This is a genomic window from Clostridium lamae, from assembly GCF_033043255.1.
Classification (GTDB): domain Bacteria; phylum Bacillota; class Clostridia; order Clostridiales; family Clostridiaceae; genus Clostridium; species Clostridium lamae.
In genome coordinates this window covers 1-24899 of sequence record NZ_JASCQJ010000048.1, presented here as the reverse complement: position 1 = coordinate 24899, position 24899 = coordinate 1, and the positions used below count along the sequence as shown (strand labels likewise).

The following is a 24899-nucleotide window of genomic DNA, read 5'->3' as shown; positions in this document are numbered from 1 at the left end:
ATATAACTCTATTATAAACAGAAAAAACCTATAGAGTAGACTTTTTTTATCGTGTCTACTCTATAGGGTACATTTTAAGACAATGCAATCTATAGGACTTTTTTCTTATTTACTCAAAATTTTAAATAAATCTAATAAATTTGATATCTCATATGTAGGTTTGATTGAAGTTGGATTTTTAGAGTTGTTAAAGTTAATCCAGCAAGTATCAATACTAAAATTAATTCCACCTTTTATATCAGAGGTTAAGCTATCTCCAATCATTAATACCTTACTTTTATTTTTATAATTTAAATTATTTAAAGCAATTTCAAATATTTCTGGATTAGGTTTAGATACCTTCACTTCCTCAGAAATAATTATTGTATCAAAATACTGAGCTATTAATGATTGTCCTATTCTCTTAGATTGAACATCTTTAAGACCGTTTGTAATTATAGCTAATCTATAATCTTCACTTAAGTTTTCTATTAACTCAGCACTATCATTATATAAGAATGAAGCATTAGCTAAATGTTTTATATAAGCCTTAGAAAATTCTATTTCATCAAATGGAGTATTTATCTTACTTGATAGCCTTCTAAATCTTTCTACTTTTAGGTCTTTTTGAGTAATTAAGCCTTGCTCGAATTCTAACCATATATTCTTATTTATTTCTTCATAAATTTTTAAATGATAATTTTCATCATACTCTATGTTGAATTCAAGAATACTATTTTCAAAAGCCTGTTTTTCTGATTTTTTAAAATCAAACAAGGTTTCATCAGCATCGAATAATAAAACTTCGTATTTCATAATATGCCTCCATATATTAATTTGTATTATACTTTCTATATTAAATAAGATGTATAAATAAGTAAATAAAAAACACTTAGTACTTTAAATACTAAGCATTTTTTTATATATAATACGGGTTAACTAAAGTTATACTGATTTTGTATAATATATATTAAATTTAAATTTTACCTTCTTCTAGCATTTTAGTTAGATCATCTAACATTAGGTTAGCAGCTTTTATGCCACCTGCTGTATTCCAAATTGTATCATCTACTCTATAAGCTTTATTATTTTTAACAACATTTAATGATTTAAATAATGGATCGTTTAGCCATTCTTCTTCTCTAGCAGTTCCTTTTCCATCACCAGTATCATAAGTAAAATATAACATTACATCGCCCTCAGCTTCATTTAACCTTTCCTTTCCAATTTCAGTAACAAAGTCTGTTCCTTGTTGAGTTGCAGGTCTATTAAAGCCGATTTCTTTAAGAATAGTTCCAGAGAAAGTATCTCCAAGATAAATTCTAGTCTTTCCATCCATAAATCTTACAAGAGAAATCTCTGTATTCAGTTTGTCTTTATAAGTTTCGCTTATTGACGTAATTCTATCATCAAAATCCTTTATAGCTTTATCTCCTTCAGCTTCTTTATTTAGAACTTTAGCATAGAATTTAAAGTTATCTTTCCATTCTCCACGCAAAGTATCTGAGAAAACAGTTGGAGCTATTGCATTTAATTGCTCATATATTTTTTCGTGTCTCAATTTATTACCAATTATTAAGTCAGGCTTTAATGCAGCAACAGCTTCTACATTTACTGAAGTTTCTAGTCCAAGAGGCTTAACTCCTTCAAGTTCTGCTTTAGTATGATCATACCAATCACCACCAAAACCGGTAACTGCACCTACTGGCGTAACGCCAAGAGTAAGTATAGCTTCAGCACCTTCATTTGTTAATATAACAACTCTTTTTGGGTCTGCTGGTATTTCTTTAGTGCCCATAGAGTCCTCTATAGTTCTAGTATTAGTGCTAGTTATATTTTCAATTTTATTAGAACATCCAGCAAGTAAGCTAATAGATAAAACAACTGATAAAATTGCAGATAATAGTTTTTTTTGCATATGTATACCCCCTATAATTTATAAACCATATAAATGTGTATTTAATATGGATTTTAATACTTGCTTATGATATCATAAGTGATAAAGATTATCAATAACAAATGATAATATTTCTTTAAATTTGTAAGTGGAGGAATTTATATGAAAAGTATTCGCGGTAAGAGTGGGGGGAAATTAATATTACTTTTTTTACTGGTAATAGTAACTCTTATATTATGTTATCTAAGTATTACAAAAGGTTTTATATATACATCCTATAGGACATTTATAGATGCATATATCGATTTTAATAACTCTCAAGAGCATATCATTATAAGGACTTCAAGGGTTCCAAGAACTTTGAATTCACTTTTAGTTGGGGGATCTCTTGGTGTATCTGGACTTTTAACTCAATGCCTAACTAGGAATAAGTTAGCCTCACCAAGTATATTAGGAATAAATTCAGGAGCAGTACTTAGCTTAGTTATAGCACTAACATTCTTTCCTAGCATATCCTCTTTAGGGATTGTTGGATTCTCTTTTTCAGGTGCATTACTAGCATCAATACTTGTTTATTTATTATGTGGAGGACTTTCTGGAGATATAAACCCAATGGATTTAACTTTAGGGGGAACAGCACTAGGGGCATTTTTTTTCTCATTATCACAAGGAATTTTATATAAAAATGAAACTGCTTTGGAGCAGGTTATTTATTGGATGACAGGATCAGTTGAAGGTCAGAAATTAGATGTAATTATCAAATTTATTCCATTAATAGTGATACTTATGATGGTTACATTGATTCTTGGGAAAAAGCTTAATGTGTTTTCTTTAGGAGAAGAAATGGCAAGGTCATTAGGTATGAGAACAATGTATTTAAAAATTTTTATAATATTTGTAGTGGCAATTTTATCAGGGGTATCAGTAGCTTTAGCAGGGCCAATAGCTTTTATTGGACTTATTACTCCTCATATAGTTCAAAAGTTTATAGGAAATGATTATAGATGGCTAATACCATTCTCTATATTAACAGGCTCATCAATATTATTACTTGCAGATATATTATCTAGATTTATAGTTTATCCTAAGGAAGTTCCAGTTGGTGCTTTGACTGCACTTATAGGGGGACCATTCTTTATATATATTGCAAAAAGGAGGAGTACGAAATGATAAATATAAGCAAAAAAACTATTAAGTTAACTTTAGCTTTATTTGTTGTGACTATGTTAATTTTCATCTTTTCTTTATGTATAGGAGAAGTAATGGTTAGCCCAGTAGATGCAATAAAGAGCATAGTAGGTATCGATACGGGGTTTTCATCTATTTTGGTAATGAATATAAGACTACCTAGAATCATTGTTGCATTCTTTGTTGGTGCAGCTTTAGCATTATCAGGAGCAATTCTTCAGGGTGTTGTAAAAAATGATTTAGCATCTCCAGATATTTTGGGAGTAGTAAATGGAGGAGCAGTAGGAGCATTAGTATTTCTAACGATTTTCACAGATCCTAAGAATAATTCATTAACGACATCTATATTTTATATGCCGATATTCACATTTGCTTTTTCCTTTGCAGCACTATTAGTTATCTTGCTTATAAATGGGAAATCATCATCTACAAGTAAGTTAATTATAATAGGAATTGGTGTTTCAGCTATTTTTAAAGCTATAACTAATATATTAATAGTTAATGGACCAGTAATATTTATAAAAGAGGCTACAACTTGGATAACTGGAAGTATATATGGAGCAAATTGGACTCATGCCATACTTATAATGATTATATTTAGTATTTTTACTATAGTAGCAATAATATTTATAAAAGATTTAAATCTTCATCAGCTTGAAGATGAAGTTGTAGTTGTGCTTGGAAATAATCTTCATAAGAGTAGATTAATATTGTTAGGTATTTCAGCAGCATTATCAGCAGGAGCAGTAACAATTGGTGGCGGGATATCATTTGTAGGATTGATAGCACCTCATATTGCTAGAAAATTAGTAGATTCTAAATTTGAAAATATAATACCAATTTCAATATTTATAGGTGGAATAATAACAGTATTAGCTGATTTCGCATCTAAGTGGTTATTCTATCCTCAAGATCTACCGATAGGAATATTTACAGCATTTATAGGAGCACCTTATTTTATATACCTTTTAATTAAAAGAAGAAAGTATGCAGGGGGAAGATAAAAATGATAAAAGCAAAAGACTTAAAGTTAAGTTATGACGAAAAGGTTATATTAGATGATATTAATTTGGATATAGAAAAAGGAAAAATCACTGCATTAATAGGTTCAAATGGATGTGGGAAATCTACATTAATCAAGGCTATAGCTAGAATACTTACACCTAAGAACGGATCAATATTAATGGAAGATAAAGATATTCTTAAAATGAAATCAAAGGAAGTATCTAAGCTTTTATCTATGCTCCCTCAAAGTAGTAATGCACCAGAAGATTTAACTGTTTATGATTTAGTAAAGCAGGGAAGATATCCATATCATAATCTTTTTTCATTCTGGAGTAAAAAAGATGAAGAGATAGTGTTAGAGTCTATAAAGAAGGTTGGACTAATAGAAGAGAAAGATAGAAGTTTAAATAATTTATCTGGAGGACAAAGACAAAGGGCGTGGATTGCTCTATCTTTAGCACAAGATACAGATATAATACTTTTAGATGAGCCAACCAATCATTTAGATATAAAATATCAATTAGAAATTTTAAATATTTTAAAAAATTTAAATGAAAAAGAAAATAGAACAATAGTAATGGTTATTCATGATATAAATCATGCCCTAAAATACGCTGATAATATAGTTGCAATAAAGAATGGAAATATTTTAGCTCAAGGAGCAAAGAATGAGATTATAAATGAGGAGCTTATAAAAGATGTATTTGATATCAAGTGTAAGATTATAGATTCGCCTATAGATAATTGTAAATTATGTGTACCTTTTATTTAGTCTTAAATTATAATTATAAGAGAGTTTTATTAAGGAAGACAGGAGAGGTGATATTTTTTTACTGTCTTCTTTAAAATAATTATATAAAATGATTATTATGAAGTTAAGCTTTTGTATTTTATAAACTTAGATTAGTGGTAAGTTTATAGAGAAGCATAGTTCTCAGCAGCAATACAAATGAAGTAACTTAATCCAGTTTGCTGGTTTTCTAGCATTCCACGATGAAACTCATCAGTTAAGAAGAATCTTGATTGTGCTGCGAATCCTTTAGCATCAATTTCAATATCTTTTTTTAAGAAGTTAATATGATTTTTAATCGCATCCATTACACTATCATCATTAGGGCTTAAGTTATTTTTAAGTGATTTAGCCATAAAATTCATAAATTCGCTTGCTTCAGTAGCTTTTTCATTCATTTCACTAGCATTTATTTTACCTGTGTCTATCTTAAAATTATATTTCTCATCTAAGTATTTGTTTTGAGGTGTAAGAGCATTCTCCCATTCTTTTTCATTTAATCCTATAAACATATTTTCTTTATTCATATTTTTTCCATTCCTTTCATGTTTGATTGTCTTTTCTAATGTTTTAAGAACATCATCTAATTTTTGCTTACGTGTTTTAAGTAATTCCTGTTGTTCATATAGACATTTTAATCTGTTTGGTTCATTTTCAAGTGAAACTTTAATTCTATCAAGTGAAAAGTCTAGTTCACGATAGAATAAAATTTGCTGAAGTCTTTTTAGTTCTTTATCTCCATAATATCTATAGCCATTTTCTGCAATTTTCTGTGGTAACAATAAACCTATTTTTTGATAATAGTATAGAGTTTTAATTGTTGTACCAGATAAATTTGCAACTTCTTTAACCGTATATAGCATTTTCATCACCTCGTTTTTGAGTATAAGGGCCAACCTAAGGTCAAGGTAAATATGGTTTATTATAAAAAAAATTCATGAAAAATATACATTAAGAAAGATAATTTAAATTTTGATATATAAATAGTTAATTGATATAATAGTTATAATTTGAATTTTTAGAGGTGAAAGAATGAGAGAATTAAAGGGGATAGAGGAGAAGATTTTAGATAGAGCATTATATCTTTTCGGAAAAAATGGAACTACTAATGTCCCTATTAGAGCTATAGTAAAAGAGGCAGGGGTAAATGTAAGTGCAATAAATTATTATTTTGGTAGTAAAGATAATATGCTAAAGTACATTAAAGAGTTTTATTTAGAAAATATATCTCAAGCATATTCACCGCTTTATGATGATAGTATTAGCGATGAAGAAAAATTAATTAAATGTTCTAAGGAGATAATAGAATATTGTTTAAGATATCCAGGAGTCCTAGTTATGAATAAGGAAGCTGATTCATCAGAGGAAAAGGATGAAATAGATATAAAGATAATCGAAAGATCTAATGAAGAGAATAAAAAATTAGATATTATTTTGAAAAAAGTATTAAATTGTAGCGATGATGAATTTAAATATAAGAGAACTATATTTATGGCTTCAATTACTTATCCAACTATTTCTGAAGACGGATATTATGATAGGGAAATGATATTAGATGAGGAAAAAAGAAATGAATATTTAAAAAATCTTTTAAGGTTATTAAAAGATAGAAATTAGATAATAAAAATGTCCTAACGTTTAAAAAAATAGGGGCATTTTTTATTTTTTTATAAAATTAAAACAAATTGTTTGAAACATATTGATTTATTTTTAACAAAGAAATATAATGAAGATACCGGATGAAATAATATAATATAAATTTTGGAGGTATTAAAATGGCTTTTGAGAATGTTTTTAGTCCAATTAAAATTAGGGGAATGGAAATGAGAAATCGTGTTATCTTCCCAGCTATGGGTACTAAGATGGCAGGACAGGGTAAAGAAGTAACAGATCAGCTTATAAATTATCATGTTGCAAGGGCAAAGGGTGGAAACGGTTTAAATCTTACTGAGGTTTGTTCAGTTTATGACAAAGCTGCACCTAAAACTTTCTTATCAATTTCAGATGATAAATATATTCCAGGCTTAAAAAGATTAGTTGATGCAATTCATGAGGGTGGAGCAAAGGCAGGAGTTCAATTATGGTTAGGTGGATCAGCTGTTTTATTTGGAGATCCTACTTCAATGGTAGTAGTTCCAAGTGAGTTTAAGGTTACTGATGACTACATAGTTCCAGGTGCTAGTAAAGAAATTATAGATGAGGCTGTTCAAGCATTTGGTGAAGCCGCAAAACGTGCAGTTAAAGCAGGATTTGATGCTTTAGAGTTCCATGCAGGTCATAATTACACAGCACATTCATTCTTAAGTAAGGCTTTTAATAAAAGAACAGACGAATATGGCGGAAGTTTAGAAAATAGAGCTAGGTTTTTACTAGAATGTATAAGATCAATTAGAGCAAATGTTCCAGAAGATATGCCTTTATTTATGAGAATAGATGCACATGATGATAATTTAGAAGATGGACTTACTATTGAAGAAGTTATTCAATTCTGTAAGTGGGCTAAAGAGGCAGGTGTAGATGCACTAGATGTATCTCGTGGAAACTTCTCAAGTGCAGCTGTAAAATATGAAGTACCTCCAGTAGATATTCCAAGAGGATTTAATGTAGAAAATGCTGCAAGAATTAAAAAAGAAACAGGAATGTTAACTGTTGCTGTTGGAAGAATAAATGATCCAGAGCAAGCAGATGAAATAATAAAAAGTGGAAAATCTGATATGGTAGTTATCGGTAGAGCACAATTAGCAGATCCAGAATTCTGTAATAAAGGTATGAATGGAAAAGTAGAAGATATTGTAAGATGTGTAGGCTGTAATCAAGGATGTTATGATGGATTCTGCTCACCAGATGTACCTTTTATAACTTGCTTAAGAAATCCTGCCTTAGGAAGAGAAGCAGAATTTACTTTAGAAAAAACTAATAATCCTAAGAAAGTATTAGTAGTAGGCGGAGGAGTTGCAGGACTTCAAGCGGCTATGGAATTAAAAGATAGAGGACATAATCCAATATTATGCGAGGCTTCAGATTCTTTAGGTGGCCAATTTGTTTTAGCAGGAGCGGCTCCAAGAAAAGAGGAAATGAAGGAAGCAGCTATCTCTATGGGAGAAATTGCAGAAAGAAAAGGCATAGATATTAGACTTTCAACTCCTGTAACACCAGAAGTAATTAAAGATATAAATCCAGATGAAGTTATAATAGCAGCTGGTGCAGAGCCAATGAAACTTAGAGTTCCAGGAGCAGATTTGCCACATGTAACTAATTCTCATGCTATACTTGCAGGAACTGCAATGGTAACTGGACAAGTAGTTGTTATTGGTGGAGGTTTAGTTGGCTTAGAGGTTGCTGAATACTTATCAGGAAAAGTTAATAATATAACTGTAGTAGAAATGCTTAACGAAGTAGCAAAAGACTTAGGACAATTAAGAAAGATTTGTGTTATGGAAAGTTTATATCATGAAAGTATAAAAACTATAACAGAAGCAAAATGTATTGAAATAAAAGAAAAATCCATAGTAATAGATAGAAATGGAAGTATTGAAGAAGTTCCTTGTGATTCAGTTGTTGTTGCAATAGGAGCAAGATCACGTGATTTCAGTGAACTTACTAATTACTGTGAAGAAAAGAATATAACATATCATGTAATAGGTGATGCAGTTAGAGCTCGTAGAGCATTAAATAGTATTGAAGAAGCAGTAAATGTAGCAAGACAAATATAGTTAATATAAGTAAGAGTTGTGTAAGAGAATTACACAACTCTTATTTTTTTTGAAATATTTTCAAAAAAGATGAACATTTTTAAAGGGATATTAGTCTAATAATTGAAATACTTAGCTAAGTGAATTTAAAGAGGAGGAGGAATATGGAACTTATTTCAATATTAAATTATAAGAAGAAATCCAGTAGGGAAAAATCTAAAAAGATTGATAAGGAAATTTTTTTGTTATTAATAAATGATAATAGATTGAGTATCTATAAGGTAGCAAGAGGAATTTTGAATAATCAGTATGATATAGAAGATGCAATTCAAAATACCCTAATAAAGGCATATGAAAAAAATGATACTTTAAAGGACAGTAATCTTTTTAAAACATGGATAATTAGAATTTTAATAAATGAGTGTAAAAATATATTAAGAAAAAATAAAAGAACAATATCATTAGATGGAGAGTTAAATCAAGCAGTATATACAGATATATATGAAGATATTGATTTAACTAGAGCTATAAATTTATTAACTGAAGAACTGAAAATAGTAACTGTATTATTTTATTTTGAAGATATGACAACTAAAGATATATCTATAATTTTAGATATACCTGATGGTACTGTCAGATCGAGGCTTTCAAGAGCTAGACAACAGTTAAGAGGAATTATTGAGGAGGTAGAGTAAATGAAAATGTCTGATGATAGTTTAGATAAAAAAATTAAAGAAAAGTTAAGCAAGGAAATTTCATATATACCACAAGATATAGACCAAGTATTTGATAATACTATAAGTAAATTAAAGGTTAATAGAAGGCTTAAATTTAAAAATGTTGCTGGAATATGTGTAGCTTTATTAACAATTTTTATTGTGTTTGGGAGCTCTCTAACTACCTATGCAAGCAATATACCTATTATTTCAAGTATATTAGAAATGTTTAAGTCTAATAGATATGAAAATTATGATAAGTACTCATCAGATTTAAATATAACAAAGGAGAGTAATGGAATACAGACAACTATAACTAAGGTGGTTTATGATGGAATAGAGTTATATATTTTTTATATGATTCAAAGTGAAGAACCAATGGAGGATATTCCATATTTTTTAGTTAAGGAAATAAAAATAGATAATAACATTACTACATTTGGATATGGAGGAGAGGGAAGGTTTCTTGATAATAATAAAACCTATTCTGGGGTTATAAGTTATGATGTAGGTATAAAATCTATAGTGCCTAAAGAAGAACAAGAGCAAAATTTATATGGAGGATATGTAGAAATTCCAGATGAGTTTCTACTTTCTATTAAAGTAAATAAGATAGGAGATATTAAGGAAAGCAAAGTTATAGATGGAGAATGGATTTTTGATATACCAGTTAGTAATGAAAAGTTAAAAGGAATGGTAAAGGAATATAATTTAAATCAAAGTTTAGATAATATTTATGAAGGTTCTAAAGTAAATAAATTAATTTTAACACCTATAAATACAATCCTTCAAGGATATATGACAGAGGATTGTGATTTATACTTTACTATTATTGATGATAAAGGAAGATTTATATTACCTAAAGGTGGAAGTATGAGTGGAGCTGTAGATAATGAAGGTAATAATGTTTTCTATTTTAATAGTAATTTCAAAGAATTATTTGAAGATACTAAGTCACTTACTTTCATACCATATGAAAGAAATTATTATAAGTTAGCAAGTGATATAATCTCATCAAATAATAATATAAAAGAAGATTATAAGATGTCTAGTAAATTAAATCTTAGTGGTGAGACAATATTAAAATCTAAGGTGGGGGATGATTATATTACAATCACAAGAATTGAAACTAGAAATGAAAAAACTAGGGTATATTTTAAATCAGATTATGGTCTGTTAGCTGCTCCTAAGAAAATTATTGATAAGACAACTAATAAAGAAATATTCACTACTGATAATTTTGATTCTGGAGATATAAATACTTCAAGATACTTAAGGGAAACAGGAGAATTTATGATTGAGTTTGATGGAGAATTAGCTAGTGAAGATAACGAAATAGAATATTATGATATATCAGAAAGGATAACTGAATATAGTGATGATGCATTTACAATTAAGTTAAATAAGTAAAATTATAAAATTAATGAAATCTACTTTTTCTTTATATAGGTTATAATATTTATAAATAATATAAAGAATAGGGGCATAAGATATGAGAAAGCTATATAAAATTCAAAAACCTAAATTCATAGATGAACTTGAGGAATTAAACAAAATAGAAGAGGAAATAGCTAACTTTGAGAAGTTACAAAATAAAATAATAGAAGATATAGATATAGATTCTTTGCAAGAGAGAGGCTTAACTATAGATTCTTGTAAATTTAAGAATGTTATTTTTAATGAATGTTCATTACAAAATATAGATTTATTAGATACAGTCTTTGAAAATTGTGATTTATCTAATGTAGATTTTAGTGGGGGAAGCATTCATAGAGTAGAGTTTATTAATTGTAAGTTACTTGGAGCAAGGTTTGATGAATGCAGCATGAAAGAAATTCTATTTAGTAAGTCCATAGGAAAATATATAAACTTCTCATTTTCAAAGCTCAAGAATGTTGTTATTGATGAATGCAATTTTATAGATGGGATCTTCCAACAAGTAAAATTAGATAAGGTAATTTTTAATGAAACAGATTTAAATAATGCATATTTTAATAAAACAAATTTAAATAAGATAGATTTTACAACTTGTGATATTACAGGTATAGATGTTGAAATAGAGAATTTATCAGGAGTCATAGTTAATACTATGCAAGCTTTAGATTTAACAAGGCTTATGAAAATAATAGTAAAATAATATATCAAATAAAAAAAACTGGAGCCATTAGGTCCAGTTTTTATTTTAAAAAATTATATTTGCTACAAGAACTATTACAGGTAATGTAATTAAAGTTCTTTCAATAAATATTATTATTAAGTGCTTTAGTGATACAGGAATTTTTGATCCAAGTAAAACTCCACCAACTTCAGACATATATATTAATTGAGAAACTGAAGTACAAGCAATTATAAATTTAGTCATATCACTAGTTATAGAATTAGCAGCTAAAACTGATGGAAGTAGCATATCAGCAAATCCAACAACTAAAGTTTGAGATGCTGCTACAGCTTCTGGAACTTGAAGTAGGTTTAAGAAAGGAATAAATGGTAAACCTAATATTTGGAACACAGAAGTATATTCAGCTATTATAAGTGCTATAGTAGCAAGAGCCATAACAACAGGAAGAACTCCAAGCCACATATCTAAAACATTTTTAATTCCATCTATTAAGAAAACCCTATATCCAGGATTTTGGCTAGCCTTATCTAGAGCCTTATTATAGCCCCAAGAAAGTGATGTATGTCCTTCTGGAATAGTTTCATCATCTTTTTTTTCTTTATTATTATAATAAGTATTAGGTAATTTACATAATGGATATATTCTTGGAAGAATAATTGCGGCAACTATTCCAGACAGTGTTACTGTTAAATAAAACGGAATAAATAAGTGTGATAATCCAACAGTATCTATTACAATTAAACTAAAAGTTATAGAAACAGCGGAGAAGGTTGTACTTATTATTGCTGCTTCTCTTTTAGAGTAAAACCCGTCTTCATATTGCTTATTAGTAAGTAGTATTCCTAAAGTTCCATCCCCAAGCCAAGATGTAATACAGTCTATAGATGAACGTCCAGGCAAAGTAAATACAGGTCTCATAACTTTAGTAAGAATCGCACCAAAAAATTCTAATAAACCAAAGTTAAGTAATAAAGGTAATAATAATCCTGCAAAAAAGAAAATAGTAAATAAAATAGTAAGCAAGTCGTTTAGAACAAAAGCTCCAGTTCCAGAACTTGTAATCATTTCAGGACCAAAATTAAATAATGCTAAAACACAAAAAACTGCTCCTAAAATTCTAGATATAAGCCAGATTGGACGTATATTAAATAAAGTATTTAAAAATTCATTTTTTACTATAAAATTAGGCTTAAATAATTTAGTAATTGTACTAAGTATTGCAGATATGCAAATAGTCATAGTAATTATAGAAGTCAAAGAACCTTCTAATATGTTTGCTAGAAATTTTGACATTAAAGCTACAGGTATAGTAATTTCTCCATTAAATTTAATAGGAATCATAAATAATATTGCTCCTATTAGAGATGGAATAATAAAAGAAAGTGTAGCTTTCAGTTGAAATTTATCTTTGGTAGTATTCTCCATTTTGCTCTCCTTCATATTCAAAATATTAATATTTATACACAGAAAATAATTTTAATACAAAAATATATGAAAAATCAATAGGTTTTTATACAAAAATAACTAAAATTTATGCAGAGAGAAACGTGTTAATATTTTCTTCTAATAAGGTTAAACTAAATTTATTAAGTAGACAAAAGGAGAATTTATGATATGAATAAGAAGAATATAATTACGTATTTAGTTATTTTTAATTTATTTGCCATATTGATTATCCTATTAAGTAAAATATATATAATAAAGAATTTTATGAATGTAGTTTTTACAGTTGTGTTTATACCAATAATATTTGGAGTGTTTTTATTTTATATACTTAAACCTTTAAATAATATATTTTTAAAGAAGAAGATGAAGAGAGGAACTGCAGCTACCTTAACATTGATTATTTTTTTCTTTATAGGATCAGGAATAATGAAAGCCTTTGGTGATTATTTTGTAGAACAATTTATGAATGTTAAATCAATATTCTTAGAAATAATTGAGTCAAGAGGTGGTATGGTTGATGTAGAAAATATAGTAAGAGAAAATATTTTAAATATTGATTATTATAATAACTTTTTAGGTGACATACAAAATTACTTATCTCTACTATCTAATAATATAAGAAAAGTTTTTGATAAAGGATTTCAATTATTTTCTGATATATTATTAGTAATTTTAATAGCATTTTATTTACTTAAAGATGAAGAGAAGATAAAGGATTCCTTAGTTGGCCTATTTCCTAGGAAATATAATGATAAAGCTTATAATGTAGTAGAAGAAAGTGATGAGGTTTTATCTTCCTATATCGTTGGTCAAGCTAAGGTGGCATTATCATTAGCAGCTATGATGTTTATAGGTTATAAATTTATAGGTATGGTAAATCCATTGCTTCTAGCTTCTATAACTTTTGTCTTAGCCTTCATACCTTTTATTGGATTCTTTATATCTCTGATATTACCTTATATTATAGCGATAGCTTTAGGCTGGAATATGATTTTAAAATTATCTGCATTAGTATTAATAGCTCAAACACTTAAAGGAAGAATAATAGTGCCATTAATTATGGGAAAAACTATGAAAATACATCCTATTACGGATATATTTTTAGTGGTAGGGGCAGCAACTCTAATTGGACCGATTGGAGCTTTTGTTATAGTACCTTTTTATTCACTGATCAAAGTCATTTATAAGTATTTTAATAAGGAGTTAGGTGAGAAGATAAAAGAGTTTAAGAAATAAATAATTATAAGTATATTTCATGTAGAAAAAATATCATAAAAAATTTATAATTAAAAAAAGAAACAAATTTGGGGGAATAGTAGGAATGAATAATAGAGAAAAAATAAAAGAAGCTAATAGGATAGTAGTTAAGGTAGGAACTTCAACATTAACATATGACAATGGAAATATAAATTTAACTAGAATAGAAAAGTTAACAAGAGTACTATCAGACGTTATGAATTCAGGAAAAGAAGTTATATTAGTTACTTCGGGAGCAATTGGCGTTGGTGTATCTAAACTAAAGCTAAAGGAGAAACCAAAAACTATAAGAGAAAAGCAAGCAGTTGCATCAGTAGGACAATGTGAACTTATGCATATATATAGTAAATTTTTTGGTGAATATAGCCATACTGTTGGGCAAGTGCTTTTAACTAGAGATGTAGTTGAAGATGATCATATTAGAAATAATGTTTGCAATACTTTTGAAACATTAATCGAAAATAAAATTATCCCTGTTGTTAATGAAAATGATACAGTAGCTATAGATGAGATAGAGAATATAGTAAAATTTGGAGATAATGATAATTTATCAGCAATAGTTTCTAAACTAGTTAATGCTGATTTATTAATTATATTATCTGATATAGATGGTTTTTACGATTCAGATCCTAGAAAGAATGAAAATTCAGAGCTAATAAGGGAAATAACAGAAATAACTGCTGAACTTGAAGAATGCTGCGGAGGTGCAGGGAGCAATTTAGGTACAGGCGGAATGATAACTAAGTTATCTGCAGCAAGAACAGCAACAGAAGCTGGAGTAGATATGGTATTAGCTAATGGGGAGGATCCTAAGATAATTTTAAACATATTAAATGGAAATGAAATAGGAACATTATTTGTTTCAAATAAATAAGGGGGGTATTCATGATGTTAGATTTATATACTTTAGGAAAGAATGCTAAAGAAGCTTCTTATGATTTAGGAATAGCATCAACGACAGAAAAAAATAATGCATTAGAACTGATGGCTAAAGCTTTAATAAAGAATGCAGAAGAAATTATAGAAGAAAATAAAAAAGACTTAGATATAGCAATTGAAAAAGGAACTTCAAAGGCTATGCTAGATAGATTAGCTTTAAATGAAAACAGAATAAAAGATATGGCGAAGGGGTTAACTGACCTTATAGCATTAGATGATCCAATTGGTGAAGTTATAGAAATGTGGAAAAGACCTAATGGAATTGAAATAGGAAAGAAAAGAGTTCCAATAGGGGTAATTGGAATAATCTATGAAGCTAGACCAAATGTAACTTGTGATGCAGCTGGACTTTGTTTAAAGACTGGAAATTCCGTGATATTAAAGGGCGGAAGTGATGCTATAAATTCGAATAAAGCCATTGTAAAAGTATTAAGAGAAGCTGTTAAAGAATCTGGGTTACCTGAATTTTCAATCCAATTAATTGAAGATACTAGCAGGGAAACAGCTACTAAGATGATGAAGCTTAATGAATATATAGACGTTTTAATTCCAAGAGGTGGAGCAGGTTTAATAAAAGCTGTAGTTAAAAATGCTACTGTCCCTGTAATTGAAACAGGAGTTGGTAATTGTCATATTTATGTAGATGAAGTTTGTGATTTTGAAATGGCTAAGAATATAATAGTAAATGCAAAGACTTCAAGACCATCAGTATGTAATGCAGCAGAGAAAATGCTTATTAATGAGAAAATTGCAAATGAATTCTTACCAATTGTTATTAAGGCATTAAGAGAAAAGGATGTTGAAATAAGAGGAGATGAAAAAGTTAAATCTATAATATCAGACGTAACATCTGCTACTGAAGAAGATTGGAGCACAGAATATTTAGACTATATAATAGGAGCTAAAATAGTTAAAAATGTAGATGAAGCTATTACTCATATAAATAAATATGGATCTGGACATTCAGAAGCTATTGTTACTGATAGTTATAAGAATTCTCAAAAGTTCTTAAATAAGGTTAATGCGGCAGCAGTTTATGTTAATGCATCAACAAGATTTACAGATGGTGGAGAGTTTGGTTTTGGTGCAGAAATAGGAATAAGTACACAAAAACTTCATGCAAGAGGCCCAATGGGGCTAAAGGAACTTACTACTATAAAATATATAATCTATGGTGATGGGCAAATTAGATAAATGGTGTGCTATCGCACAATGAAAGAATTAAAGAATGAAAAAATGAAGTAATTTATGAAAAAACTCCTATAGGAGTTTTGAAATAAAAAATAAATAAAGAGTTATAAGTACTAAATCACTTGTAACTCTTTTATTTTTATATTTTTCGGAATGAACCTCTATGTTTTCTAATATCAAATAAAGATTCTATAAACCAATAATTGATAAATGTACCTTCATTAATTAGCTGCAATACTTCATCTTTATTTGCCCACTTAACTGATTGTACTTCCTCGTATTGCAATGTTAAATCTTTAATATCTATATCTTTTTCAATGATATAGTAATCATCAAAGCCTGTATCAAAGTTTATAGTGAAAAATGGTCTTTCATTTGATAAATCAATTGTATAACCTATTTCTTCTAAAGTTTCTCTTTCAGCTGCATCTGTACTTGTCTCACCAGCTAAAGCGCTTCCTCCAACTGTTAGATCCCACATATTAGGCCATCCGTTCTTCCATGGTTGACGTTGTTGAATAAGCATTTCATTTTTGGAGTTAAAAATACAAACATGAACTACAAGGTGAAATTCATCTTTGCTAAATTCGCCACCACGTTCGATTTTTCTACCAGTTAAGTTTCTATTTTTATCATAAATGTCCCACAATTCCATCTTAAGTCTCCCTATAAAATAAAAGATAGGTAATAGTTAAGAGGTAAGAGGTAAGAGATATGCCTACCACACTTTTTACCTCTTACTTCTTAGTTACCCTTGTAGTCCGTTTTCTTGACGTTCCATATTTTCTATAACTACATCATAGATATCACCTAATGAAGAACAATATTCAAGGACCTTCCATGGAGTGTTAGTATGGAAGTGAACTTTTATTAAATCCTCATCACCAACTGCCAATAAACAATCGCCTTCTATATTTTTAGTTATATATTCATTAATAGCATCTTCTGATAAATCATGTCCTTCAATTAGTAATTGAGTATCAAATTTGAATTCAAGCATAATATAATCTCCTTTCAAATATTAATTCATATATCAATTAAATAAGAAATTGATATACACTTTATAATAATATAAAATGATTATAACATATCTTGTAAAAATAAATAGTTTGATTTTAGGCATTTATGGAAAAAATAACATTACGATATTATAATTAAATATATTAGAGTTTTAATTTAGAAGGAGTAGCATATGAAAGATAATTATGAATTTAGATGTAAATATTTCGATCAACTTAACATAAGTGAGTTTTACGAAATAGTTAAATCTAGATATGAAGTTTTTGCATGTGAACAGGAAATAACATGTGAAAATGACTTTGATGATAAAGATAGAGAATGTATGCATTTATTTGCAATAGATAATAAAGAAGATAAAGAAAGAGTAGTTGGATATTGTAGATTGCTGCCACCGGGTCTTTCTTATTCTGAAGCTTCGATAGGAAGAGTTTTAGTGTTAAAGGAATACAGAGGGAAAGGTATAGCAAAGGAAATGATGCTTAAAGCAATAGAAGAAATTCAGAAGAATTTTAAGGTTAATAGTATAACTTTATCTGCCCAAAGCTATATTAAAAATTTATACATATGTGTCGGATTTATTGAGGCTTCAGAGGAGTATGAAGAAGCGGGAATACCTCACGTTAAAATGAAGTTTAGAATATAATGTAAGAGGAGAATTTATGAGAAAAATTAAATTAAAGAAGTGGGGAAAAAGAGTTATGGGTATATGTATATCTTTACTAATAATATTTGTATTAACCATAAGCATCACCATTTCAATAGTTAACAGTTATAAAAAGTATATTTATAATATTGATGATATACCTAGTGATAATGATGCGATAATAGTTCTAGGGGCTGGGGTAAGAAGTGATGGAAGTCCTTCAGATATTTTAGCAGATAGACTTGAAACATCTTTAGAGGTTTTTAATGCTGGCCTGGGAAATACTTTTATTTTAAGTGGTGATCATGGGACAGTAGAATATAATGAGGTTAGAGCAATGAAAGACTATATTATGAATGAGAATATAGATGAAAAGATAGTCTTTATGGATCACGCAGGTTTTAGCACTTATGATACTATGTATAGAGCTAAGGAAATTTTTAAGGTAGATAAAGCAATTATAGTTACCAATGAATATCACTTGCCTAGAGCATTATATATAGCAAGGAAATTAGGTATAGAAGCTTATGGTGTAAGGTCAGATTTAAGAGAATATCAATTAATGGATAGCTATAAAAAAAGAGAGATACTAGCTCAATTAAAGGATTTTGCTTATGTAAATATATTAAAGCCTGAACCTAAATTTTTAGGTGAAGCTATCCCTGTAAATAGCTCTGATGGAAGAGTTACAGAAGACGAGAAAAATGAATAATTTAGAATGAAAAAGAAGTAAAGTGTTAATATTTTACTTCTTTCTTTTCATATAAATACGTCTAATGTAAAAAAACTATTTAATATATTCACCAGATATTCTTTTACTATTAAATACTAAACTATTAGATTCTTCAGTTATCTCAATAATTAAGGGTCTTATATCAGTATTAATAAGGTCATCATAAACTACTAGACTATAATTATTATCATCTAAAGTGTAGCTAAAAATTAGTTCGGATTTATTAGTAATCATAGTTGAAGCAATCTGTTCTATATTATCATGAGTATTAGGTTTAATGGTACCTAATTTGATAGGATGTCCACCTGAACCAGTATGATATATAGTCACATCTGTTAATTCTTTTGAAGTGTTATTGTTTACATAAATGGCAATATTTCTAAGATTAGAAAAGTTTCCCGTAAAAAGAAATGGCATAACCTTTTTCATAAGAATTCTCCTTAAAATTAATTTTTTTTGTAGCGTTCAGAACTAAAAATTAAGGTGCTATTTTGCTCAGATATAGATATAGTTATTGGTCTAATATCATAAAAAATTATATTATCATATTAGGAATCGTCGTTGAGCCCTCCCTCTCATTCATATGCTATATACACATATAAGTATTAGAATAATTGTAACACTTCGGAAATTTATTGTAAATATATGGATTAAAGCTAATGTGGTATAGAAGTTATTTTAATATTAATAGGATATATGTAATCGAATAAATGCAAATGAAAATCACTTAACATAATATTCGTATTTTGAAAATGCTTTAATAAATTTAGTATAATTTAAATTGTTTTAAAGACCGTAATTTTATATAAAATGTCAAAAATATAAAAAACTATTGATTTAATACGAACAAAATGATAATATAGTTATATAATATTCGGAATGAATGAAAGAGAGAGGTATTTTTATGGAAAAGTTTTTTAAGCTTAAGGAAAACGGAACAGATGTTAAAACCGAATTAATGGCAGGAGTAACTACATTCCTAACAATGGCATATATTTTGTTCGTAAATCCATCTATTCTATCAGCAGCAGGTATGGATAAAAATGCAGTTTTTGTTGCTACTATTATTGCAGCAGCAATTGGTACACTAGTAATGGGGTTAGTAGCCAATGTTCCGTTTGCGCAAGCACCTGGAATGGGATTGAATGCATTTTTCACTTTTACAGTAGTACTAGGTCTTGGATTCACATGGCAACAAGCTTTAGCCATGGTATTTATTTGTGGAGTTATTAATATAATTATTACCACTACTAAAATAAGAAAAATGATAATACAAGCTATTCCACACTCACTTCAATATGCAATTTCAGGTGGTATAGGATTATTTATAGCATTCTTAGGTATTAAGCAAGCTAATTTCCTAACATTTACAGGTGAAACGGCTAATCAAATTTTCGCATCAGAAGGTACTTCAGTATTTAGCAGTGTAAATTTAGCAATGACTGATTTTAAAAATCCAGTAGCATTATTATCATTAATAGGTTTAGTAATTACACTTGTATTAATGCTTCTTAAGTTCAAGGGAGCAATTTTATTGGGAATTCTTTTAACTACGGTAATAGGTATTTTTATGGGAGTAACACAAGTACCTGACTTTTCACAAATCAGCTTTGGGGTTCCAAGCTTAGAACCAACATTTTTCAAGTTAGATTTTGTAGGGTTATTTAGTGATCCATCAAAGATATCTATAGTATTAACTACAATATTTGCATTTTCTCTATCAGATACTTTTGATACAATCGGTACTTTCTTAGGAACAGGAAGAAAAGCAGGAATATTCGATGAAAATGATGAAAAGCTATTTGAGAGTGGAAATAATTTTTCATCAAAATTAGAAAGAGCATTATTTGCAGATGCAACAGCAACATCAATTGGAGCACTTTTAGGTACAAGTAATACAACAACATATGTTGAAAGTGCAGCAGGAATTGGACAAGGTGGAAGAACTGGATTAACTTCTGTTACAGTAGCAGTATTATTTGTATTATCATTATTCATAGCACCTATAATGGGAATGGTGCCAGCAGCAGCTACAGCACCAGCTTTAATAGTAGTAGGTATTTTAATGATGGAATCCTTCAAAAATATTAATTGGGAAGATTTTGAAGTAGCTATGCCAGCATTCTTTGTAGTAACATTTATGCCTTTTACAGGAAGTATTTCAAATGGGGTAGCAGCAGGATTTATAACATATTGCTTAGTAAAAATAGTTAAGAGAGAAGCTAAGGATGTTCATCCAATAATGTATATAGTAAGTGCATTGTTCTTAATTAACTTTATAATAGGTGCAGTGTAAGTATAAGTAATAGAATAAATTTGGGGTAAATAATAATATAAGTTAACTGGTGAAATATCAATTGTGTAAATAATGATATTTCACCAGTTTTTATTTTTTTAAATAGCTATTTATTATAATAGAACCTAAAAGTCCTATTATTATATAAAGCATTAATGATATAAAAGCAATAGGTGGTTTTGTCAGAAAAAAGACTAAGGATTTGGATATAATAGAATTTAGAATTAAATTTAAAGGAATAAATAATAAGGTCCAAAAGTTAAATATAATTTTAGAATTAATATAAAATAATTATATCAAAATGAAGTTGTAACTCCAAAATCATAATAAAATAATAATATTTATATTTTTAGTACAATATGATATATTAAAAATTAAAGTTTGTTATTATAAAAATAAATGGAGGATTTTTTATGGGGAAACCGTATGGTAGAAGCTGTGTATTAATAACCGGAGCTACTACTGGTATAGGATATGAATTAGCGAAACTTTACGCAAAGGATAAAAACAACTTGATTTTAGTTGCAAGAAATGAAGAACGATTAAAAGAAGTAAAAGATGAGTTAAGCTTATATAGTATTAATGTATATACTATTTCATTAGACCTATCTGAGGATAACTCATGTGAAAAAGTATTAGATTTTGTGAATAAAAATAATTTGTCTGTGGATATTTTAATAAATAATGCAGGTATAGGTTCCTTTGGATATTTGAGCGAGATAGAAATGGAAAGGGAACTTAAGTTAATTGATGTTAATATTAGAGCTTTAACAGAACTAACAAAAGGATTTTTACCTATTATGATAGATCATGGAGAAGGCGCTATAATGAATGTAGCATCAACGGCAGCTTTTTGTGCCGGACCTAAAATGGCAACATATTATGCATCAAAATCATATGTATTAAATTTTACAGAAGCCTTACACGAAGAAGTAAAGGGAAATAATATAAAAGTAAGCTGTTTATGCCCTGGTCCTGTAAAAACAAACTTTCAAGAAAGGTCGGGTATAAGGAAAAAAGGAGCTGCAAAAAAGGCATTAATGACGCCGAAAGAAGTAGCAAAAATTGCTTATAGAGACTTTAAGAAAGGAAAACTTATAATAATTCCTGGATTTAAAAATAAGCTTATTATAACTTTAAATAAATTAATGCCTAGAAGTTTATCTAGAAAAATAATATTTATGATGAACAAAGGATAGTGAAATCAATGAAAGAGAATCTAAAAGATGAAATTATAGAATTATATGAGACACTAGTGGATAACGGAGTTGCTTTTTACTATGGAAGTGAATCTATATCTACTGGAGAAGTAACAAGATTTGATATATTAGAAGACAACATAATTGAAATAGAATTAGATGATTATGAAACATACGAAATTAATATAGATGATTTTATAGAATATCATTCAAAAGAAGGAGCTAATTATCATACGTGGCCTGATATTAGAAAGTTTGATAACAAACTTTATGAAATGCATAGTGCATAATGCGTAATGCATAATTTAGGTAATAATTCACCAAGGTGAATTATGAAAAATAAAGAAATTCAGCCTATGGCTGAATTTCCTCGTTAATTATCCATTATGCATTACGCATTATTAATTTGTAAATATTACTTCTTCTCTTTTGCTAACGCAAAATTGAAATGAAAAAATGAAATAGTTAATGAATAAAGGAACTCAGTATTTATCTGAATTCCTTTATTTATTATTAAATATATGATTTAATTTTTTTTAAATAATTGGTGTATTATCAAATATAAAATTTCTAAACTCCATAGGAGTTTATTCCATAATTATTTAATTTTTTCATTATTTAATTCTTTCATTTTAATAAACTCTGTAAGAGTTTTCTCCTAAATTATCCATTATGCATTACGCATTATTAATTCCTAAATATAACTTCTTCTCTAGAGAACATATATTTAGCAAACATAATTGAAGCAACTATATAAACTATGTGCCAACCGAATACTATTAATATATGTTTGATATCAAATATTCCAACGGTAAATTCCTTCATTAAGCAAATTGCATTAGTTACAGGAATATTGAAGAATATTGGATTTATTCCCTTAGCATCCATCATATATGGTATAAAGGATAAAATCATAGCTGGCATTGTAATAGCAGTTAAGTATGAGTTAGCTTCTTTAGTTGATCTTGCATATATACTTACAGAAAGTTGTAATGCTGATAAGGTAACTAAAAGTAAACAGCCTACTACTAACATACCTAATATAGTTGAAGGTGATAAATTAAACTGAATATTTCCTTCTCCAAAGGACATAAATCTTTGCATTGAAAATACCATAGCAGCTAAGTTTGCAATTAAGGCTATAAACGAAACTGTACATAAAGCTGTTATTTTACCCCAAAGTAATGATGATCTTTTAGCAGAAGTTGAAAGTAATGGTTCAAATGTAAATCTTTCTTTTTCACCAGCACCTAAATCAGCTGCCATGCCAACAGTTGAAGAAACCATAAGTATTACTATAAGTGTTGGAATCATAGTAAGAAGCATAGAACCCATTGAGTTTACATCTTCATTTTCAGCACTTATCCCAGATTTAATATTAATATCGAATGGCTTTAATATCGAAGGGTCAATTCCACTTGCAGTTAATCTTTGCTCTATGATAGTGTTCTTATAGTTTTCATAGACTTCACTAACCATACTGCTTGCAATCATTGATTTATTTGATTCATCATCAATTAGTAAGTTTATAGTGTCATTTTTACCAGCAGCAATATTTTCATCAAAGTTTTCTGGGATATTAATTATAAGTTGTATATCACCATTTTTTAGCGCTTCAGTAGGTGAGTCTACTTCAGGGATTCTTATATTTTCTAATGAGGTAATTACTTTTGCCATAGTGGAATCAGTATCACCCTCTATATAAATATTTATTTCTTTTTCTACATCAGTTACTGCTTTCTCCATTGAAGATGACATAAATTTAAACATTATAGGATAAATAAGAATTGGAAGTATTAATGTAAATACTAATGTTTTTTTATCTCTTACAATATCTAATAATTCTTTCTTTAAAACAGTTAAAAAATTACTCATTAGTATTACCTCCTATAAGTGTTAAGAATGTTTCTTCTAAATCATCATTATTATATTTTGCCTTTAATTGAGGAAGTGTACAATTTTCTAAAAGCTTCCCCTTATTTATAATGACAACTCTATCACATAACTTTTCAACTTCTTTCATAGAGTGACTTGAAAATAATATAATCTTATTTTCTTTCTTACATTGAAGGATAAAGTCTTGCACAATTCTTGCTGCACTTACGTCTAATCCGGTAGTTGGTTCATCAAAAAGCATAACAGAAGGGTTATGAACTATTGACCTCGCAACAGAGATTTTTTGCTTCATACCTCTTGAGTATTTTCCAACAGGTTTATTTATATAGTCTTCCATTTCAAAGCTTTTAGCTAATACATCTATTCTTTCATCTGCTTCTTTTTTGCTCATGCCATAAAGATTAGCAAAATATCTTATATTTTCTCTACCAGTTAATCTGTCGTATAATCCTACATCTCCTCCGAAAAGTATTCCGATTTCCTTTCTAACTTTCTCTGGATCTGATTTAACATCGATATCATTTACTTTAATCTGTCCTTCTGATATTTCAAGCATAGTAGATATCATTCGTAAAGTTGTTGTTTTGCCAGCACCATTTTCACCAAGTAGACCAACAATTTCTCCCTTGCCTACTGAGAAAGATAAGTTGTCAACTACGGTTACCTTCTTAAAATTTTTACTGACATTCTTTAATTTAAGCATACTGTACCCCCTTTTCATTTTGTGGTATATAATATTTTTTAAAGAGTTATAATATACTATATTACAGTATATAAGAGTAAAAATCAATAACTATATAGAATATTTTTACAAATTTTCAAAAAATATATGATTGTTAAGCTGATTATATTTATGCGTAAAGACAAAAAAATAGTTATTATAAGTATTAATA

At 28.5% G+C, this 24899-nt stretch carries 25 protein-coding genes; 16 read left to right on the top strand and 9 right to left on the bottom strand.

Going from position 1 to position 24899, the window contains the following annotated elements; translation table 11 throughout:
• Positions 1 to 105: 105 nt before the first annotated feature.
• Both QK892_RS16195 and QK892_RS16190 read right to left on the bottom strand, forming a co-directional pair.
• Positions 106 to 795 carry a YjjG family noncanonical pyrimidine nucleotidase gene (locus tag QK892_RS16195; RefSeq protein WP_317274593.1) on the bottom strand — a complete coding sequence of 230 codons (690 nt, stop codon included), beginning with the start codon at positions 793 to 795 and terminating at the stop codon, positions 106 to 108.
• 160 nt (positions 796 to 955) lie between these two features.
• Positions 956 to 1897, bottom strand: coding sequence for an ABC transporter substrate-binding protein (locus tag QK892_RS16190; RefSeq protein WP_317274592.1), 942 nt, complete (start codon positions 1895 to 1897; stop codon positions 956 to 958).
• Positions 1898 to 2038: 141 nt separating this feature from the next.
• On the opposite strand from QK892_RS16190, the gene QK892_RS16185 reads away from it, so the two are divergent.
• Genes QK892_RS16185 through QK892_RS16175 form a run of 3 tightly spaced genes read left to right on the top strand, consistent with a single transcriptional unit; the run spans position 2039 to position 4841 of the window.
• Positions 2039 to 3046, top strand: a complete 1008-nt coding sequence (locus QK892_RS16185; RefSeq protein WP_317274591.1) for a FecCD family ABC transporter permease — start codon at positions 2039 to 2041, stop codon at positions 3044 to 3046.
• Positions 3043 to 4068, top strand: coding sequence for a FecCD family ABC transporter permease (locus QK892_RS16180; protein ID WP_317274590.1), 1026 nt, complete (start codon positions 3043 to 3045; stop codon positions 4066 to 4068). The genes QK892_RS16185 and QK892_RS16180 overlap by 4 nt, the downstream gene beginning before the upstream one ends.
• A 2-nt stretch (positions 4069 to 4070) precedes the next feature.
• Entirely contained in the window at positions 4071 to 4841 is a 771-nt protein-coding gene (locus tag QK892_RS16175; protein WP_317274589.1) for an ABC transporter ATP-binding protein, read from the top strand.
• 143 nt (positions 4842 to 4984) lie between these two features.
• On the opposite strand, the gene QK892_RS16170 is transcribed toward QK892_RS16175, so the two are convergent.
• Positions 4985 to 5722: a MerR family transcriptional regulator gene (locus QK892_RS16170; protein WP_317274588.1), complete on the bottom strand. Its 738-nt coding sequence runs from the start codon at positions 5720 to 5722 to the stop codon at positions 4985 to 4987.
• A 169-nt stretch (positions 5723 to 5891) separates the two neighbouring features.
• On the opposite strand from QK892_RS16170, the gene QK892_RS16165 reads away from it, so the two are divergent.
• The 5 genes from QK892_RS16165 to QK892_RS16145 all read left to right on the top strand — a co-directional run bounded on the left by QK892_RS16165 (position 5892) and on the right by QK892_RS16145 (position 11404).
• A complete protein-coding gene (locus tag QK892_RS16165; protein ID WP_317274587.1) occupies positions 5892 to 6476 on the top strand; it encodes a TetR/AcrR family transcriptional regulator in 585 nt (194 codons plus the stop codon).
• Between the two features lie 158 nt (positions 6477 to 6634).
• Positions 6635 to 8572 carry a bile acid Fe-S flavoenzyme BaiCD gene (gene baiCD / locus QK892_RS16160; RefSeq protein WP_317274586.1) on the top strand — a complete coding sequence of 646 codons (1938 nt, stop codon included), beginning with the start codon at positions 6635 to 6637 and terminating at the stop codon, positions 8570 to 8572.
• 143 nt (positions 8573 to 8715) lie between these two features.
• On the top strand, positions 8716 to 9246 hold the full coding sequence (locus QK892_RS16155; RefSeq protein ID WP_317274585.1) for an RNA polymerase sigma factor: 531 nt from the start codon (positions 8716 to 8718) through the stop codon (positions 9244 to 9246).
• On the top strand, positions 9247 to 10677 hold the full coding sequence (locus QK892_RS16150) for a DUF4179 domain-containing protein (protein WP_317274584.1): 1431 nt from the start codon (positions 9247 to 9249) through the stop codon (positions 10675 to 10677).
• Positions 10678 to 10759: 82 nt separating this feature from the next.
• Complete coding sequence (locus QK892_RS16145) at positions 10760 to 11404, top strand: pentapeptide repeat-containing protein (protein ID WP_317274583.1); 645 nt, start codon at positions 10760 to 10762, stop codon at positions 11402 to 11404.
• A 45-nt stretch (positions 11405 to 11449) separates the two neighbouring features.
• Here QK892_RS16145 and QK892_RS16140 read toward each other — a convergent pair whose 3' ends face one another.
• Positions 11450 to 12811 carry a YjiH family protein gene (locus QK892_RS16140; RefSeq protein WP_317274582.1) on the bottom strand — a complete coding sequence of 454 codons (1362 nt, stop codon included), beginning with the start codon at positions 12809 to 12811 and terminating at the stop codon, positions 11450 to 11452.
• 189 nt (positions 12812 to 13000) lie between these two features.
• Between QK892_RS16140 and QK892_RS16135 the strand changes: the two genes are divergently transcribed.
• The 3 genes from QK892_RS16135 to QK892_RS16125 all read left to right on the top strand — a co-directional run bounded on the left by QK892_RS16135 (position 13001) and on the right by QK892_RS16125 (position 16222).
• The gene (locus QK892_RS16135; protein WP_317274581.1) at positions 13001 to 14068 is read left to right on the top strand and encodes an AI-2E family transporter; all 1068 of its coding nucleotides are present in this window, start codon (positions 13001 to 13003) and stop codon (positions 14066 to 14068) included.
• 85 nt (positions 14069 to 14153) lie between these two features.
• Positions 14154 to 14963 carry a glutamate 5-kinase gene (proB, locus tag QK892_RS16130; RefSeq protein ID WP_317274580.1) on the top strand — a complete coding sequence of 270 codons (810 nt, stop codon included), beginning with the start codon at positions 14154 to 14156 and terminating at the stop codon, positions 14961 to 14963.
• Positions 14964 to 14977: 14 nt separating this feature from the next.
• Positions 14978 to 16222, top strand: coding sequence for a glutamate-5-semialdehyde dehydrogenase (locus QK892_RS16125; protein WP_317274594.1), 1245 nt, complete (start codon positions 14978 to 14980; stop codon positions 16220 to 16222).
• Between the two features lie 136 nt (positions 16223 to 16358).
• On the opposite strand, the gene QK892_RS16120 is transcribed toward QK892_RS16125, so the two are convergent.
• Together QK892_RS16120 and QK892_RS16115 are read right to left on the bottom strand one after the other, a co-directional pair.
• Positions 16359 to 16874 (bottom strand): NUDIX hydrolase, encoded by a 516-nt coding sequence (locus tag QK892_RS16120; protein WP_317274579.1) that lies wholly within the window; start codon positions 16872 to 16874, stop codon positions 16359 to 16361.
• A 93-nt stretch (positions 16875 to 16967) separates the two neighbouring features.
• Positions 16968 to 17219 (bottom strand): kinase to dihydroxyacetone kinase, encoded by a 252-nt coding sequence (locus tag QK892_RS16115; RefSeq protein ID WP_317274578.1) that lies wholly within the window; start codon positions 17217 to 17219, stop codon positions 16968 to 16970.
• 192 nt (positions 17220 to 17411) lie between these two features.
• Here QK892_RS16115 and QK892_RS16110 point away from each other — a divergent pair, with 192 nt between their 5' ends.
• Entirely contained in the window at positions 17412 to 17882 is a 471-nt protein-coding gene (locus QK892_RS16110; protein ID WP_317274577.1) for a GNAT family N-acetyltransferase, read from the top strand.
• 16 nt (positions 17883 to 17898) lie between these two features.
• Complete coding sequence (locus QK892_RS16105) at positions 17899 to 18594, top strand: SanA/YdcF family protein (RefSeq protein ID WP_317274576.1); 696 nt, start codon at positions 17899 to 17901, stop codon at positions 18592 to 18594.
• Positions 18595 to 18669: 75 nt separating this feature from the next.
• On the opposite strand, the gene QK892_RS16100 is transcribed toward QK892_RS16105, so the two are convergent.
• On the bottom strand, positions 18670 to 19044 hold the full coding sequence (locus QK892_RS16100) for a hypothetical protein (protein ID WP_317274575.1): 375 nt from the start codon (positions 19042 to 19044) through the stop codon (positions 18670 to 18672).
• A gap of 475 nt (positions 19045 to 19519) precedes the next feature.
• On the opposite strand from QK892_RS16100, the gene QK892_RS16095 reads away from it, so the two are divergent.
• The 3 genes from QK892_RS16095 to QK892_RS16085 all read left to right on the top strand — a co-directional run bounded on the left by QK892_RS16095 (position 19520) and on the right by QK892_RS16085 (position 22400).
• A complete protein-coding gene (locus QK892_RS16095) occupies positions 19520 to 20911 on the top strand; it encodes an NCS2 family permease (RefSeq protein WP_317274574.1) in 1392 nt (463 codons plus the stop codon).
• A gap of 413 nt (positions 20912 to 21324) precedes the next feature.
• On the top strand, positions 21325 to 22110 hold the full coding sequence (locus tag QK892_RS16090) for an SDR family NAD(P)-dependent oxidoreductase (RefSeq protein WP_317274573.1): 786 nt from the start codon (positions 21325 to 21327) through the stop codon (positions 22108 to 22110).
• Positions 22111 to 22118: 8 nt separating this feature from the next.
• On the top strand, positions 22119 to 22400 hold the full coding sequence (locus QK892_RS16085) for a hypothetical protein (protein WP_317274572.1): 282 nt from the start codon (positions 22119 to 22121) through the stop codon (positions 22398 to 22400).
• A 397-nt stretch (positions 22401 to 22797) separates the two neighbouring features.
• On the opposite strand, the gene QK892_RS16080 is transcribed toward QK892_RS16085, so the two are convergent.
• Together QK892_RS16080 and QK892_RS16075 are read right to left on the bottom strand one after the other, a co-directional pair.
• Complete coding sequence (locus QK892_RS16080; RefSeq protein ID WP_317274571.1) at positions 22798 to 23985, bottom strand: ABC transporter permease; 1188 nt, start codon at positions 23983 to 23985, stop codon at positions 22798 to 22800.
• Complete coding sequence (locus QK892_RS16075) at positions 23978 to 24709, bottom strand: ABC transporter ATP-binding protein (RefSeq protein WP_317274570.1); 732 nt, start codon at positions 24707 to 24709, stop codon at positions 23978 to 23980. The genes QK892_RS16080 and QK892_RS16075 overlap by 8 nt, the downstream gene beginning before the upstream one ends.
• Positions 24710 to 24899: the final 190 nt, after the last annotated feature.